The organism is Nonomuraea sp. B12E4, from assembly GCF_039871825.1.
Taxonomy (GTDB): Bacteria; Actinomycetota; Actinomycetes; order Streptosporangiales; family Streptosporangiaceae; genus Nonomuraea.
The window spans coordinates 1-14,678 of sequence record NZ_JBDPME010000035.1 but is presented as its reverse complement, the minus strand read 5'-3'; the positions used below and the strand labels follow the sequence as shown (position 1 = coordinate 14,678).

Annotated in this window: 14 protein-coding genes; 9 read left to right on the top strand and 5 right to left on the bottom strand. The window is 71.7% G+C overall.

Translation table 11 applies throughout. The features are described 5' to 3' along the window. Positions 1 to 20 precede the first annotated feature (20 nt). Positions 21 to 581 (top strand): RNA polymerase sigma factor, encoded by a 561-nt coding sequence (locus ABGB18_RS43200; RefSeq protein WP_347701503.1) that lies wholly within the window; start codon positions 21 to 23, stop codon positions 579 to 581. Continuing rightward, positions 578 to 1,324, top strand: coding sequence for a methylated-DNA--[protein]-cysteine S-methyltransferase (locus tag ABGB18_RS43195; protein WP_347701502.1), 747 nt, complete (start codon positions 578 to 580; stop codon positions 1,322 to 1,324). The genes ABGB18_RS43200 and ABGB18_RS43195 overlap by 4 nt, the downstream gene beginning before the upstream one ends. On the opposite strand, the gene ABGB18_RS43190 is transcribed toward ABGB18_RS43195, so the two are convergent. Next, on the bottom strand, positions 1,306 to 1,854 hold the full coding sequence (locus ABGB18_RS43190) for an XRE family transcriptional regulator (protein ID WP_347701501.1): 549 nt from the start codon (positions 1,852 to 1,854) through the stop codon (positions 1,306 to 1,308). The genes ABGB18_RS43195 and ABGB18_RS43190 overlap by 19 nt on opposite strands. 241 nt (positions 1,855 to 2,095) lie before the next feature. Here ABGB18_RS43190 and ABGB18_RS43185 point away from each other — a divergent pair, with 241 nt between their 5' ends. Next, positions 2,096 to 3,337, top strand: coding sequence for a hypothetical protein (locus ABGB18_RS43185; RefSeq protein WP_347701500.1), 1,242 nt, complete (start codon positions 2,096 to 2,098; stop codon positions 3,335 to 3,337). A gap of 7 nt (positions 3,338 to 3,344) precedes the next feature. Here the strand turns inward: ABGB18_RS43185 and ABGB18_RS43180 are convergent, their stop codons facing one another. The 3 genes from ABGB18_RS43180 to ABGB18_RS43170 are packed head-to-tail and all read right to left on the bottom strand — an operon-like array spanning position 3,345 to position 5,963. Continuing rightward, positions 3,345 to 4,643, bottom strand: a complete 1,299-nt coding sequence (locus tag ABGB18_RS43180) for a hypothetical protein (RefSeq protein ID WP_347701499.1) — start codon at positions 4,641 to 4,643, stop codon at positions 3,345 to 3,347. Positions 4,644 to 4,656: 13 nt separating this feature from the next. Next, positions 4,657 to 5,304, bottom strand: a complete 648-nt coding sequence (locus ABGB18_RS43175; protein ID WP_347701498.1) for a hypothetical protein — start codon at positions 5,302 to 5,304, stop codon at positions 4,657 to 4,659. Continuing rightward, positions 5,301 to 5,963, bottom strand: coding sequence for a hypothetical protein (locus tag ABGB18_RS43170; protein ID WP_347701497.1), 663 nt, complete (start codon positions 5,961 to 5,963; stop codon positions 5,301 to 5,303). Before ABGB18_RS43170 ends, ABGB18_RS43175 begins: the two co-directional genes overlap by 4 nt. A 193-nt stretch (positions 5,964 to 6,156) precedes the next feature. Between ABGB18_RS43170 and ABGB18_RS43165 the strand changes: the two genes are divergently transcribed. The 4 genes from ABGB18_RS43165 (at position 6,157) to ABGB18_RS43150 (ending at position 13,190) form a co-directional block, all read left to right on the top strand. Then, on the top strand, positions 6,157 to 8,103 hold the full coding sequence (locus tag ABGB18_RS43165; RefSeq protein WP_347701496.1) for a hypothetical protein: 1,947 nt from the start codon (positions 6,157 to 6,159) through the stop codon (positions 8,101 to 8,103). A 71-nt stretch (positions 8,104 to 8,174) separates the two neighbouring features. After that, a complete protein-coding gene (locus tag ABGB18_RS43160) occupies positions 8,175 to 11,132 on the top strand; it encodes an ATP-binding protein (RefSeq protein ID WP_347701495.1) in 2,958 nt (985 codons plus the stop codon). Between the two features lie 125 nt (positions 11,133 to 11,257). Further along, positions 11,258 to 12,487 (top strand): MurT ligase domain-containing protein, encoded by a 1,230-nt coding sequence (locus ABGB18_RS43155; RefSeq protein WP_347701494.1) that lies wholly within the window; start codon positions 11,258 to 11,260, stop codon positions 12,485 to 12,487. Further along, a complete protein-coding gene (locus tag ABGB18_RS43150; protein ID WP_347701493.1) occupies positions 12,477 to 13,190 on the top strand; it encodes a glutamine amidotransferase in 714 nt (237 codons plus the stop codon). Before ABGB18_RS43155 ends, ABGB18_RS43150 begins: the two co-directional genes overlap by 11 nt. 43 nt (positions 13,191 to 13,233) lie before the next feature. On the opposite strand, the gene ABGB18_RS43145 is transcribed toward ABGB18_RS43150, so the two are convergent. Then, entirely contained in the window at positions 13,234 to 13,596 is a 363-nt protein-coding gene (locus tag ABGB18_RS43145) for a DsrE family protein (RefSeq protein ID WP_347701492.1), read from the bottom strand. Positions 13,597 to 13,769: 173 nt separating this feature from the next. Here ABGB18_RS43145 and ABGB18_RS43140 point away from each other — a divergent pair, with 173 nt between their 5' ends. Together ABGB18_RS43140 and ABGB18_RS43135 are read left to right on the top strand one after the other, a co-directional pair. Beyond that, positions 13,770 to 14,258, top strand: a complete 489-nt coding sequence (locus ABGB18_RS43140; RefSeq protein WP_347701491.1) for an FABP family protein — start codon at positions 13,770 to 13,772, stop codon at positions 14,256 to 14,258. Beyond that, the gene (locus ABGB18_RS43135) at positions 14,259 to 14,555 is read left to right on the top strand and encodes a DUF2470 domain-containing protein (RefSeq protein WP_347701490.1); all 297 of its coding nucleotides are present in this window, start codon (positions 14,259 to 14,261) and stop codon (positions 14,553 to 14,555) included. It abuts the gene before it with no gap. Positions 14,556 to 14,678 lie beyond the last annotated feature (123 nt).

The window sequence follows — 14,678 nt, the reverse complement described above, 5'->3', positions numbered from 1 at the left end:
GCCGCGGTGTTGCAGGGTGCGTGAGGGAAATCGACTGTCTCGACCCGGTGCGCAAGGCGCTGCTGGAAGACCTCGACGAGGGGTTCGCCGAGCTCTACGGCGCCTACCGCGGCATGGTCTTCTCGACCGCGCTGCGGCTGAGCGGGCGCTGGGCCGACGCCGAGGATCTCACCGCGGAGGCGTTCCTGCGGGCGTACCGGGGACTGGCCGGATATGAGCGCGACCGCCTCGCCGAGCTCCAGCCGCGGGCCTGGCTGATGACCATCCTGATGAACGTCTGGCGGAACCTGGCCAGGACCAGGGCCCGCAAGCCGCCACCGGAGCTGCACGACCAGCCGGTCGACGGGATCGATCCCGGCGAGGATGTCGAGGAGGCGGCGGCGCGCCGTGAGACCGGCGACGAGCTGGCCGTGCTGCTCGGCCTGCTGCCCCCCGAGCAGCGGGCCGCGGTGGTGCTCCGGCACGTCGTGGACCTGCCGGTCAGCGAGATCGCCGCCGTGCTGAAGATCCCGCAGGGCACGGTCAAGTCGCACGTGTCGCGCGGGCTGCGTCGGCTGCGCGAACTAGGAGGTGCCCGATGACCCCTGATCCCTTGCTCACCGGACTCGCGGCGCTGGCCGTGGACGCCCCCGAGGGGCTGCTCGACCGGATCGCGGCGCGCTGGGTGAGCGTGCCGGGACCGATCGGCGAGCTGGGGGTGGCGTTCACCGACCAGGGCGTGGCCTACGTGCACGCCGGGGAGGGGTTCGCCGAGGCCTTCAGGGAACGCTTCGGCCGCCCGCTGCTGCCCGCCGCCCGGCCGCCCGCCGGGCTGCTGCCGGCGCTGCGCACGGGCCGCCCCTCCGGGGTGCGGCTGGACCTGCGCGGGCTGAGTCCGTTCCAGCGGGACGTGCTGGAGGTGGTCCGGACGATCCCGCGCGGCGAGGTCCGCCCCTACGCGTGGGTGGCCGCCCAGGCCGGCCGGCCTGGGGCCGTGCGCGCGGTGGGCACGGCCCTCGGCCGCAACCCGGTGCCGCTGCTGGTGCCCTGCCACCGGGTGACCCGGTCGGACGGCGTGGCGGGCGACTACGTGTTCGGCCCGGCGGCCAAGGAACGGCTGCTGCTGGCCGAGGGCGCGGACCTGGCGCGGGTGCGGGAGCTGGCCGGGGAACGGGTGTTCTACCTGGCCAGCGACACCACAGGCGTCGTGTGCTTCCCGACGTGCCACAACGCCAGGCGCATCACGCCCCGGCACCGGCACGGGTTCCGCACCCTCGCCCAGGCCGGCGCCGCCGGTTACCGCCCGTGCCGGACATGCCGGCCCGGTCAGGACTTGACGGGGTAGCGCATGAGGAGCGTGGCGCGCATGATGTCGGAACCGTGCGCGCGGTAGCCGTGCGGCACGTCGGAGCGCCACGAGATGTGGTCGCCGGGGCCGGCCGTGAGCGGCTCGCGGATGGGGCCCGCGCTGAGCGTGCCGGTGAAGACCGTGACGTGCTCGGTCACGCCCTCGTGGTGGGCGGGGGAGGTCTGGGTGAGGCCGGGCAGGAGGCGCACCCTGTAGAGCTCGTAGGTGACGTAGGCGTCCTCGAACGCTTCGAGCAGCTCGGCCTCCATCGCCGTGCCACGCATGATCTGCGGCTGGGGCGGCGTGTCGAGGATCGCCCCGATCGGCACCCCGAGCTGTGCGGTGATGGCCCAGAGGGTCTCCAGCGTCGGGTTGGTGCCGCCGGTCTCGACGTCCGACAGCGTGGACCTGTCGATGCCGGCGCGCTTGGCGAGCTCGGTGAGCGAGACGCCCCGTGCCTGTCTCAGTTGCCGCAGCCGATCTCCCACCAGGCGGGGATCGGTGTCGATGGCGGGCGGCGGCTCCATACCGTCATGTTGCCGCAAGCGTTGCCCGGCCGGGACGGCTTCGCGGGCCCGATGTTTCTTCTGTCACCGCTCGGCTCCGCCCGTGGGCACGTCGCCGCGAGTCCATGATCGATCTGCGGAGAGTAGCGCTTTTCCGGTGTTGCTGCTGCGTCAGATGGGACATAACGCTACGATTCTCCAGGTGTCCGGTTCGACAGGAGTGATGGCGCCCCCGGGATCTGGGCCTGCGCCGGCTCAGCGGATGCCGTCGCCGTACTCGCTGCCCTTGCACACTCTGCGGCTCGCGGGCAAGTGCGCCCTTCCCCTGGCTCTCTGGTTCTCCGCCGGCGAGCTGGTCCGCTTCGTGCTGATGTACGGCGCCACCGAGATCGCCTACGGGGACTTCCGCCAGCTACGCCTGGTGGGCACCATGGCCCTGCTCACGTTCGTCGTCATGGCGGCGATGACGGTCACCACCGGCATGCTGCACAGCCTGCGCGGCGCGCTGTGGGAGATGCGTGCCAGGGCCGGCGAGGGCGTGGTGGGGGAGAGCTTCTTCCGCACGCTGGACCGGGTGGCCCCGGCCTTCGCGGTGCTCTACCTGGCGTGGGGGTTCCAGGTGGAGGACGCTCGGGACATCTACCAGCTTGACCTGTTCCATCACTTCTACGACATGACCGAGGCCGCGTTTTTCGGCGAAGAGTCGCACGTCGGCCGTGGACTCACCGACCTCGACTGGCGGGTGTCGCTCGGCGCGATGGTCGTCACGTTCGTGCTGAAGATGCTGTTCGCGAAGCTCGTGGCGAAGGGGAAGGGCAAGTTCTACGGCTTCCTCGCGGCCTTCTCCGAGTTCGCCTTCGTCTTCTACGGGCTGAACGCCACCGTGGCGGTCGCCGACCTGCGTTCCGAATGGGTGGAGCAGCGCAACGTCGTCGCGAACACCGAGCACTTCTGGACCGAGGCGCAGAAGAGCCTGCCGTTGTGGGACTCCGTCGCCGGCGCGTTCGGGGACGTCTGGCCGCTGTTCATCGACGCCGTCGCCACCCCGCTCACCTGGCTCACCGTGGCGATGCTGGTCTTCGGTGCCTACTCCGACCAGACCCGCACCCTGGTCAAGGGCACCCGGCTGGAACGCGGCGTGGACCGGCTCGAATCCAGCCACGACCTCACGCAGAGGTCGTTCGACCAGGTCACCGGGGGATTCCGGGACCGCTGGCTGCCGCTGGCCAACTCCCTGCGGATGGTCTTCAGGAGCGGCGCGCCGCTGTTCGGCATGATGTGCCTGTGCGACGTGAGCATCTCGGTGGGCTCGGAATACGCCGAGCGCGCGCTGGTGAAGCTCATCGGCGTGGGGGAGGAATGGGTCTGGATCTTCCAGGGCCCGCCGGTGTCGTTCATCCGGGGGATGATCTCGATGGCGCTCAGCATGGCCCTGCTGGCGGCCACGTACGACATCGCCGCCACCCGGGCCCGCCTCAGCGGCGAGCCCCTGGAAGACGTCTGAGGCCCCCTCAGCGCCGCTTGAAGGACAGGACGTCGGTGTCCTGCTCCAGCTTGGACAGCTTCCCCCGGTCGAAGAAGTCGTCCGTGGGGGTGTCCGAGCGGTAGGTGCTCGGCCGGAAGGAGAGCTCGACCTCGTTCGCCACCGGGGTCGGCACGATGGCCATCCCCGTGATCTTGTACTCCTTGCCCACCTGCAGCCGGTCCGTCGGCCTGTCGCCGTCCGGCTGGAGCTCCACCGTCCAGGTGCGGCCCGCGCGGTCCGTCAGCTTGCTCTCGCTGGGCTCGGCGACCATCGTGGCGTTGGCCGGATCCAGCACCTTCTTCGTGATGTCCACCTTCAGCCAGGTCACCTCCGAGCCGTGCTTGCTGTTCTCCGGGGGCTTCATGGGGGCGATGGAGGCCCGGTACTCGATGTTGTAGACCTTCCCCGCCTGGCCGGCGGCGACGGGGACGATCCTGGTCTCGCGGGGCGTGGTGACCTTCTCGTAGAAGAGGTAGCCGTCGTACGACTGGGCGCCCATGGTGGCCAGCGACACCACGACGGCCGCCGCGGCGACGAGCAGCGTACGGCGCTTCCGCGGCCGCCGCCCTCCCGCCGCGGGCTGCTGCCGCTCCTGCGGGGGTGCCTGCTCCGGCGCCGGCGTCCGCTGCCCCTCCGCCGCGGGCTGTGTCGCCGCCTGCGGCGTCGGCATGTGCGGCCTGGGCAGGGGGTTCCGCACGATCGGCATGGGCTGGGTGACGCCGCCGGTGGGGTCGCGGTCGATGGGGGTGCGGTCGGCGGGGGGCCAGACCTGCTGGTCGGGGTGGGTAGGCCTGGAACCGCGCCCCTGCGGCGCCCTGGGACGCGGCCGCGGGCTCGGACGGGGCGGCAGGCCCATCGCCTGCGTGATGTCACTGCCGGGCGGCGTGCCCTGAGCGGGTGGTACGCCCTGCGCCCGCGTCACGTCGTAGCCCGGCCGCGTCCGCTGCGCCTGGGTGGTGTTGTCACCGGGCGTGCCCTGCGCCGGGGGCGTGTTGTCGCCCTGCGGCTGGGGCGTGCCGGGGCCCGGCGGCGGGGTGCGGCGGCTGCGGCGCCCGCTCCTTTGTGGTGGGGGCGCCTGGCCGGGACGCCGGGGCTCGGCGGGCGGCAGGTCGGGGCCGGGCGGCGGGCCGTGGCCGGGGGGCGGGACAGGGGCGCCCTGGGGCGGCGGGGGCGCCGGGCGGGCCGGGGGTGTTCGGCGGGCGGGGGGCTCGGGGCTGGACGGCGGCTCCTGGTCGTCGCGCCGCCGGTCCTTCCTGGGGGTGAACCAGTCGTTCTCGTCGTTCATGCTCATCCTGCGTTCACTTCCTGACGGCCGAGAAGACGTCCTTGGCCGAGGCGGCGAGCTTGCGCGCCCCTTCTTCGTCCAGCCCCAGATCCACCTCGACCTCCGGCTGGTACGGCTCCACCGGCCCCGCCACCGGCGGCAACCCGAACACCACCTCGGCCCCCGGCAGCGCCGACACCGGGACCTCGAAGTAGAACGGGCCGCTGACCCAGATGTCCGGCTGCACCCATGCGTTCCCCAGCGTCAGCGAGTTGTCGATCCGGTCCGTGGCGTGGAACCGCTTGCCGTCGGCGGTCTCCAGCACCGGCTGGCCCAGGTGGTAGGGCTTACGGCTGGACTTGGCCGAGGCGTTCACGATGAGGAAGAGGTTGTCGGTCGAGATGGTCTCGGTGGTCGTCTCAACCGACTTGGCGGCGCCGAAGGAGTCCAGTCGCAGGGTGAACCGCCGCGTGTCCACGTTCTGGCCCTGCTCGCCGGAGTAGGCGATCGGATCGCCGAGCTCCCCCTCCGACATCTTCAGGGACTGCATCCCCATGGCCCCGGCCAGCAGCACCATGCCGATCACGACGCCGAGGATCCGGGCCCCGGCGCCGGGCCGCCGGGCGGTTCGCCTGTTGCGCCGCGGCGGCGCGACCGCGGATCGAGGCTCGGTGGCGGTCACGCGGTGCCGCCCTTCTTGACGGTCAGCGTCACCCGCGCCTCGATCTTGGGCAGGAACGTGTCGAACGACTGGCTGGTGATCATCTGCCAGCGGGGGGTGTCGGTGTTGAATTCCGGGGCGAACTCGAAGCCCGCCACCTCGAATGAGATCTTCTCCGGCGGCGGCTCGTTCTCCTTGAGCTGGTAACGGACGATGACCCGGGCGGGCACCCCCGGCTGGAGCTGGCGGGTCTCGCCCCCCTTGGCCTGGGCGAAGACGAACGGCCCCGCGTCCTCGTCGAAAACCGGGGTGATCTTGAGCAGTGAGGCGGCGAAGCTGCTGGACACATAGGCCTGGTTCAGCTTCGGGCTGGGCACCCCCACGTCGGCGGTCTCGTCGCCCTTGTTGGTGACGTCGAAGACCAGTTCCACGAACCGCTTGTCCTCCAGGAACTCCGACTCCGCGGGCACCACCGTGACGCGCGACTCGACGATCTTGGTGGCGTACTGGCCCTGGTCCAGCACCGCCCCGGCGCCCAGCGCCGGAGGCTCGTCAGGGGCCTCGCCGAGGCCGCCCAGCAGGGCGGTGACCCCGATGGCGGTGAGAGCCGTCATGGTGATCACGGGCACCACCACCGGGCGTCTGGGCTTTTCGCTGCTGTCGCCGGAGGGTTCCGTCATGGGTAAGGATGGTAATAGGTCTCGCTTATCCCATCTGCCCCAATGCTCCCATCGGGCTGGTCGAATTGCCGAGAAACCCTGCCGCTGCGGGGGGCGAAGCTCATACGCTGTCACGGAGTGGAAAGGGCCGTGCCCTTACTGCCTTAAGACATATCGCGTACTCCATTAAGAAATACCGCGGCCGGAGGGTCACGTGGCGGACGTGCATCCCGAGCATGCGCAGCTCCAGGCGGACCGCATCTACCTGGGCTGGCAGTACATCCTGTTGCACCCCGACCCCGGCCCGCCGCCCAAGCGTCCCTCGCCCGTCCGCGAGCCGTCATCCGCCGCCGAGCCCGATCCCGCCGAGGCGGAGCTGCTGCGCCGCGAGCGGCTCCAGGAGGACATGCTCAACCGGCCGGTCCGGCTCTTCCGGCTGTTCATGCTGGTGGTGAGCGTGCTCATCCTGGCCGCGGCCGTCGCCGGATACATCGGCTGGTCCTTCGCGCTACTCGGGCTGGTGGCCGCCGGGGGTGTGGCGGCCATCTGCAGCTTCGCGCTGGTCCAGGGCGACCGGGCGGTCAAGTACCGAGTGCTGGAGCAGCAGGCCCGGGACGAGCGCCAGCGCCGGGAACGTGACAAGGAGTTGTTCCGCGCGCAGGAGGAGCACGCCCAGCGCTACCGCGAGTGGCAGGGCTCCAAGGAGCGGCACGACAAGCAGCTCACCTGGTACGCGGTCGCCGTGCCCGACGACATCGACCGCATCGACGTGGCGGGCGGCACGTTGCCCGGCTGGTCGGCACTGATCACGCTGCTCGGGGCGACCCGCCTCTACAGCGGCGGCCACCTGACCGTGCTCGACCTGTCCGAGGGCGCGATCGCGAAGGACCTGATCGAGCTGGCCCGTAAGGGCGGCGACGACCCGCTGGTCTGGGTGCTGCCGGTGGACCTGCCCAAACTCGACCTCGGCGCCACGCTCCGGCCCGAGGCGTTCGCCGACGTGCTGGCGCACGTGGTGAGCGTGAGCGAGGAGCGCACCACGCGCGACCTCAGCTTCGACAACGCGATCCTGGAGCGGGTGCTGGAGGTGCTCGGCGAGAACGCCACGATCAGCCAGGTCACCGCCGCGCTGCGGGCCCTGGCGCAGGTCGGGGACCCACGCGACGACCTGCGGTTCGGGCTGATCACCGCGACGCAGCTTGAGCGCATCGGCACGTTGTTCGGGCGCGGGGTGAGCGACCGGGTGGTGATCGAGCGGGCCTGGGCGCTGGAGTCGCAGCTACGCAAGCTGGAGACGCTGGGCACGGAGGCCGTGCGGCTGCCGCCGGCCCGGCTGCGGGTGGTGAGCATGGACCGGCAGGCCGGGGTGTTCGGCAACCGGGTGCTCGGTACGTACGTGGCCACCGCCCTGACCCACATCCTGCGCCAGTCCCCCGCCTCCGACCGGCCCTGGTACCACACGATCATCGTGGCGGGCGCGGACAAGCTCCGGGGCGACGTGCTCGACCGGCTGATGGACGCCTGTGAGACCTCGCGTACCGGACTTGTGTTGACTTATCGGTCTTTGACGCCGACGGTGCGGGAGCGGCTCGGCCGCGGGCACGCGGCGGTGGCGTTCATGCGGCTGGGCAACGCCGAGGACGCGCGGGTCGCCAGCGAGCACGTCGGCACCGAGCACCGGCTGGAGCTGGCCCAGCTCACCGAGACGATCAGCGACTCGCTGCCGGGGGTGAACGGCGGCTACACCTCCACGATCAAGCAGGTGGAGGACGCCTGGCAGGAGCACGAGGAGACTCGTGTCGACCTGGCCGGGGACATCACCGAGTCCACCGAGTGGGGCAGGACCGCCGAGAAGATCGCGGAGAAGGAGCGGGTGCTGCAGCGCTCGCGGGAGTTCCTGGTCGAGCCGCACGAGCTCCAGCAACTCCCCACCACGTCGGTGATCGTCACGGACGCCACGGCCCAGGGCAGGCGCGTCCGCCTCGCCGACGCCAACCCGGCCATCCTGACCTTCCCCAAGACCACCCTCGGCGAGCTGGAGGAGCTGCGCGAGGCGATGCTCGCGATCGATCCCGAGCAGCGGGACGAGGGCGACGGAGAGCCGCCGCCGAACCTCGGGCCACCACCGCCACGCCTGGACTGGCGCAAGGGCAGGCAATGACCTGGTCAAGGCCGAGGTGAAGGGCGGACGGTTGGCGGACTTTACTAAAGAACCGTCTGTGGGGGAATGAAATGCAGCCGAGTGTCTCGCTGAGTGGGCCCTGGTATCGAATCCAGTCGATCGCGGCACCTTCGCGTAGCTCGTCGGCGGAGTGGGATTTCGTCACCGTGCTGCCCGCGGTGCTGTCGGCGGCCCAGCGTGACCGGCCGTTCGTCATCGGGTGGCTGTCGCGAGGTTCCGGGGCGCCGCTCGAGCTCATCACCAACGCGGGGCCGTTGTCGCCGCCGCGCCAGCCACGCAGGTCCACCGACGCGCCCGACCAGCCGAGCGGCCCGCAGCCGCTGCTGTTCCCCGGAGGGGCGCGCGGGGTCCCGCTCGACGAGGAGTATCTCGCCGACCTGGCCGACCTGGTCTGGACGCCGTGCCCCGGCCGCCAGGCGCCGCCGCTGGGCAGCAGGGGGCGCGAGCCGGACGAGCTGCGGCGGCCGACGCTGTTCGAGTCGACGCTGGTCACGCTCATGTCCCGGCCGTTCGCCTGGCTGGTGGTGGCCGAGCCGACCGACCTGCTCGACGCCGAGGTGGCGCACCTGCGTACGCAGCTCAACGTGCTGCGGCAGTACGGCGACGCCTCCGAGCGCTCCCGCTTCGACGCCGAGCGGGCCGAGCGCCGCATGCAGGAGCTCGACGCGTTCCGCGAGGCCGGGCTCTGGAACGTCCGGGTGCTGGCCGGCGGCGCCACGGCCGAGGAGTTGCGGCAGATCGCGCCCGTCCTGGTCGGGTCGGTCGAGATGAGCCACCACCCCTACCGGCTGCGCAGCGCGCACGGCGCCGTCTACGCACTGTCGGAGGCGCTGGCGATCACCATGCAGGACCCGGCCGACGGTGCCGCGGCCCCGTTCGCCGCCACGGCCGGCGCCCTGGCCGCGCTGGCCGGGCTGCCCCGGCGCGAGGTCCCCGGCGTACGCGTGCTCGACTCCGGCTTCTTCGACGTGACCTCCGAGGCCGAGGGCGGCGAGCTGGAGCTGGGCGAGATCCTCGACGGGCAGGATCGCGGCGTCGGCTCCTTCCGGGTGCCGCTGGCCACGCTCAACAGGCACGCGTTCATCACCGGGGCCACCGGCTCCGGCAAGTCGCAGACCGTCCGGCACCTGCTGGAGCAGCTCAACCGGGCCGGCATCCCGTGGCTGGCCATCGAGCCCGCCAAGTCCGAGTACGCCGCCATGGCCGGCCGCATCGACGATCCGCTCACGGTCATCAACCCCTCGGCCCCCGACGGCGTGCCGTTCAGCATCAACCCGCTCGAACCCGAGCCCGGCTATCCCGTGCAGGCCCACATCGACATGGTGCGAGCCCTGTTCATGGCGGCGTTCGACGCCGAGGAGCCGTTCCCGCAGATCATGTCGCTGGCCCTGCAGCGCGTCTACGAGGCCACCGGCTGGGACGTCGTCACCGGCGGCGCCGTCCCCGGCGCCAACGTGCCGCCCAGCGTGCCCACCCTCGAACAGCTCCAGCACCACGCCATGGACGTCATCAAGGAGATCGGCTATGGCCGCGAGGTGCAGGCCGACGTCGAGGGCTTCATCTCGCTCCGGCTGCGCTCGCTGCGCGTCGGCTCGGCCGGCCGCTTCTTCGAGGGCGGCCACCCCGCCGACATAGGCGGCCTGCTGGAGCGGAACGTGGTGCTGGCGATCGAGGACGTGGCCAACGACGAGGACAAGGCGTTCCTCATGGGAACGCTGATCATCAGGATCGTGGAGCACCTGCGCATGCGGGCCAGGAAGGAGAAGTCCACCGACCTGCGCCACGTCATCGTCATCGAGGAGGCGCACCGGCTGCTGCGCGACCGCGGCCACGGCCGGGCCTCCACCCACGCCGTCGAGCTGCTGGCCGGCCTGCTCGCCGAGATCAGGGCGTACGGCGAGGGCATCGTGGTGGCCGAGCAGATCCCTACCAAGCTCGTCACCGACGTGGTCAAGAACACCGCGCTGAAGGTCGTGCACCGGCTCCCCGCCGAGGACGACAGGAACCTCGTCGGCGCCGCCATGAACCTCAGCGACGAGCAGTCCCGCCACGTCGTGTCCCTGCAGCCCGGCTCGGCCGCGGTCTTCGCCGACGGCATGGACCGGCCGCTGCGGGTCCGCGTACCGCTCGGGGAGTCCAGGGAGAAGCCGCTCCCCGGCCCGCCGCCGCCCATCCGCGGGCGCCGGTCGGCGGCGTGCGGCGCGCAGTGCCGTACGGGCCAGGCGTGCACCCTCGTGGAGCTGCGCGAGGCCGACGTGCTGGCCGGCGCGCCGGACTGGGCGTGGCTGCGCATCTGGTGCGACACGGTCGTGCTCTCCTTCGTCAGCAACCGGCCGCTGCCCGGGGTGCCGCGCGCCCTGACGGCCGCCTGGTCCGACCTGCCGGCGCGGCGCCGGGAGTGCCTGCTGGCGACGCTGGTCGAGCGCTCTGTGCAGCGGCGCGCCTGGTCGCTGCGGAGCTGGTTCGACCCGGCGCTGCTCACGGAGAAGGCGGCGGAGACGGCCACGCGGCTGCTGTCTGGGACCTCCGGCGGCGGCGAGCGGCCCGGGGCGTCGTGGGTCATCCCGCAGGTGCGCTGGCTGCACGAGGTGGACCGGCTCTTCCCCTACGGCCGGCCGGCCCCCGACCTGCGCAGCCCGGCGCCGCCCATGGAATATGCCCTCTTCCGCCAGCCGAACGGCGTCGCCTCCCACGACCTCGTACACGCCGAACTGCTCGGCCACCGGGCCAAGGCGTTGCGGCACCATCCGCTGTCGATGGAGGTCGACCACAACCGGGCGCTGGCGTGGCGAGTGATCCTCGGGGACGACGAGAACGAGGGGGTGCAGCGCGACATCACGACGGTCGCGATCGGGATCGAGTCCTCGGCCCGGGTCCGGCACGTGGGGCAGACGATGGGGGCCGGGTGGCTGGAGGCGGTGCTGTCCTGGCCGCGCCGCTTCGTCCTGCCCTTCGACCACGGCGGCGCCCCGGAAATAGCCTTCGCCGACTCCCCACCGCTCTCCTGAACCCTCGCCGGGTGGGCGGGCCGTCCCGCTCACCCGGCGACGGCGGGTTGCCCGGGCTACCGGCCGAGCCGCGTTTTCGTGTGCGTCTCCAGACCAAGGGCCAAGGCCGACTAGGATCCTTGGGCATGACCCAGCTTCCTTTGCGGGCGCAGCTCGCCAGCGCTCTGGGCCGCAGCGCCGCCACGCTGTCCAGGATGACCGGGCGCGGTGACGGCTCCGTCATCGGCGGGCGGGTCGGCCTGCTCCTGGAGCCCGACCTCCTGCGCCAACTGGCCCGCGACCGCAAGCTGGCTCTGGTCAGCGCTACCAACGGCAAGACGACGACCACCAGGCTCATCACCTCGGCACTGCTCGACCTGGGCGAGGTGGCCACCAACGCGTTCGGCGCCAACATGCCCGCCGGGCACGTCTCCGCGCTGTCCCAGCACAAGGGCGCTCCCTACGGCGTGCTCGAAGTGGACGAGAAATACCTGCCCGAGGTGCTCAACACGACCGGCGCGAGCGTCGTGTGCCTGATGAATCTGAGCCGCGACCAGATGGACCGCGCCGCCGAGATCTGGCTGCTCGCGCAGAAGTGGCGCAGGGCGCTGTCCGGCAAGCCCACCCATGTCATCGCCAACTGCGACGATCCGCTCGTGACGTGGGGCGCCTCGACGGCCGCCAAGGTCACCTGGGTGGCCGGGGGGCAGCGGTGGAAGGAGGACTCCTGGTGCTGCCCGGAGTGTGGCGGGCCGCTCGACCGTAAGGACGCCGACTGGGCGTGCCGGGAGTGCACGTTCCACCGGCCGGAGCCGCAGTGGGCGCTCGACGGCGACTCGGCGATCGACCCGCGCGGGCAGCGGTGGCCGCTCGACATCCAGCTTCCCGGCCAGGCCAACCGCTCCAACGCGGTGATGGCGCTGGCGGTCGCGGAGGCGTTCGGGCTGCCGGTGGAGCGGGCCCTGCCCCGGCTCCGCGAGGTCACCTCGGTGGCGGGCCGCTACACCACCGTCGAGCGTGACGGCCGGCACGCGCGGCTGCTGCTGGCCAAGAATCCGGCGGGCTGGCTGGAGGCGTTCGACGTCGCCGATCCGCAACTGCCGATCATCCTGTCGGTCAACGCGCAGGGCCCCGACGGCCGCGACACCTCGTGGCTGTGGGACGTCGACTACCGCATCCTGCGCGGCCGCCCGGTCTTCGTCACCGGTGAGCGCCGCCTCGACCTCGCGCTGCGGCTTGAGGTGGCCGAGGTGCCTTTCACACTGTGCCGTACGTTCAGGGAGGCACTGGCGACGCAGCCGCCCGGCCGGGTGGACGTGATCGCCAACTACACCGCCTTCCAGCAGATCCGATCGGAGTTCGGTCGTGCCGTCTGACAGCGCCCTCAGCATCGTCTGGATCTACCCCGACCTGCTGAGCACCTACGGAGACCAGGGCAACGTGCTCGTCCTGGAGCAGCGGGCCCGCCACCGGGGCATCGAGACGGAGACGATCCACGTACGCTCGGCGGACCCCGTGCCGGAGACCGGCGACATCTATCTCATCGGCGGCGGCGAGGACCGCCCGCAGATCCTGGCCGCCGCGCGCCTGCGCAAGGACGGCGGCCTGCACCGCGCCATCGCCAGGGGTGCCGCGATGCTGGCGGTGTGCGCCGGATACCAGATCATGGGCACCACGTTCGGCGGCGAGGAGGGCCAGCCGGTCGACGGCATCGGCCTGCTGGACATCGCCAGCACCCGCGGCCCCGCCCGCGCCGTGGGCGAGCTGGTGGCGGAGGTGGACGCCGCGCTCAACCTGCCCACCCTGACCGGCTTCGAGAACCACATGGGCGTCACCCGGCTCGGCCCCGGCGTCAAGCCCCTGTCGAGGACGCTGGTGGGCACGGGCAACGGTGACGGCTTCGAGGGCTGCTACGCCGGGCATGTGGTGGGCACCTACCTGCACGGTCCGGCCCTGGCCCGCAACCCCGCGCTGGCGGACCTGCTGCTGTCGTGGCGGGCCGGCCCGCTGGCCCCGCTCGACGACTCCGCCTACGAGGCCCTCCGCCAGGAGCGCCTGGCCGCGGTCCGGCCCTCCTGACCGGCCGCTTCCGCAGTCCGCTCGCGGGAGCTCCGGGCCCGCGTCAGTAGACCAGGGCCTGGACTCCCTCGCCCGTGATCTCCTCGACGAACGCGGGCGCGCCCGCGATGCGGACCCCCTCGATGAGGTCGTCAACGGTGATGTTCCTGCGCGCCGCGCACTGGGTGCAGAGCGTCACCCGGCCCGCCGCCAGCACGGCGTCGAGCAGGTCGGGCAGCGGCGCGGCGTGCGGCAGGGCGAACTCCTTGGCCCGGCCGGGCAACGCGAACCACGACGACTCGCCGGTCAGCCACAAGGAGACGGGCACGCCGCTCGCCAGCGCCGCGGCCGCGACCGTGAACGCCTGGTTGCATCGCTCGGGGGAGTCCGCTCCCGCGGTCACCTTGATCACCAATGATCGTGCCATGCCCGTCACCGTCCGCCGCATACTCGTGTGCTTCAGCGAGCCGCCCATCACCGGGCGAAAGCCCCGTAGGTCCAGGCCGACAATACCGCTACCGCCGCCGTCCGCGGTGGGCAGGCCTCGCGCACGCGCGGGGACGCGGCCGTACGCGCCCACCGCCACTACCCTTGGGAACCATGGAAGAACCTGAAGTGCACCCCGACCTGGAGCCGATCGCGTTCCTGCTCGGCCGCTGGGAAGGCGCCGGCGTGGGCGGCTATCCGACGATCGAGAGCTTCAACTTCGGGCAGGAGATCGAGTTCGGGCACAACGGCAAGCCGTTCCTGACCTACGTGAGCCGCACCTGGCTGCTCGACGAGGCGGGCAACCGGGTCAGGCCGCTGGCCACCGAGTCGGGATACTGGCGGCCGCAGCCGGACCGGCAGGTCGAGGTGGTGCTGTCGCACCCGACCGGGATCGTCGAGATCTACATCGGCGAGGTGGTCTTCCACAAGATCGAGCTCCGTACGGACGTGGTCGCCCGCACCGCCTCGGCCAAGGAATACACCGCGGGCCACCGCCTGTACGGCCTGGTCAACGGCAACCTCATGTGGGCCTACGAGATGGCGGCCGTCGGCCACCCGCTCACAGACCACATGTCGGCGGAGCTGAAGAAGGTGGCGTGAATGAGCGGCCCCTTCACCCCTGACGTCGTCGCGGCGATCAAGCGGCACATGAACGACGACCACGCCGAGGACTCGCTGATCATCGTGCGCGCGCTCGGCGGGCGGCCGGCGGCCACCTCGGCGGTGACGAGCGACGTCGATGCCGAGGCGATCGAGTTCACGGTGGACGACGGGGAGCGGGTGCGGGTGCCCTGGGGCGAGCGGCTGACCGAGCGGGCCCAGGTGCGCGGGGCCGTGGTGCGGCTCTACCGGGAAGCCTGCGACAGCCTCGGCATCACCGCCAGAGGAGAGCACTAGTACTACTCCGCTAGATCTGTAGGACCTGGAGGCGCAGGCGCTGGATGAAGTGGTGCCTGCGCGCTCGGGATTGCTTCCTGCGGCGCTGCTCCGACCAGTAAAGGCCCAGCTCAACGACGTGAT

Coding starts and splice junctions, on each gene's coding strand:
- ABGB18_RS43195 (WP_347701502.1), top strand. CDS start 578: ATGACCCCTGATCCCTTGCTCACCGGACTCGCGGCGCTGGCCGTGGAC.
- ABGB18_RS43190 (WP_347701501.1), bottom strand. CDS start 1,854: ATGGAGCCGCCGCCCGCCATCGACACCGATCCCCGCCTGGTGGGAGAT.
- ABGB18_RS43185 (WP_347701500.1), top strand. CDS start 2,096: ATGCCGTCGCCGTACTCGCTGCCCTTGCACACTCTGCGGCTCGCGGGC.
- ABGB18_RS43180 (WP_347701499.1), bottom strand. CDS start 4,643: ATGAACGACGAGAACGACTGGTTCACCCCCAGGAAGGACCGGCGGCGC.
- ABGB18_RS43170 (WP_347701497.1), bottom strand. CDS start 5,963: ATGACGGAACCCTCCGGCGACAGCAGCGAAAAGCCCAGACGCCCGGTG.
- ABGB18_RS43160 (WP_347701495.1), top strand. CDS start 8,175: ATGCAGCCGAGTGTCTCGCTGAGTGGGCCCTGGTATCGAATCCAGTCG.
- ABGB18_RS43155 (WP_347701494.1), top strand. CDS start 11,258: ATGACCCAGCTTCCTTTGCGGGCGCAGCTCGCCAGCGCTCTGGGCCGC.
- ABGB18_RS43145 (WP_347701492.1), bottom strand. CDS start 13,596: ATGGCACGATCATTGGTGATCAAGGTGACCGCGGGAGCGGACTCCCCC.
- ABGB18_RS43140 (WP_347701491.1), top strand. CDS start 13,770: ATGGAAGAACCTGAAGTGCACCCCGACCTGGAGCCGATCGCGTTCCTG.
- ABGB18_RS43135 (WP_347701490.1), top strand. CDS start 14,259: ATGAGCGGCCCCTTCACCCCTGACGTCGTCGCGGCGATCAAGCGGCAC.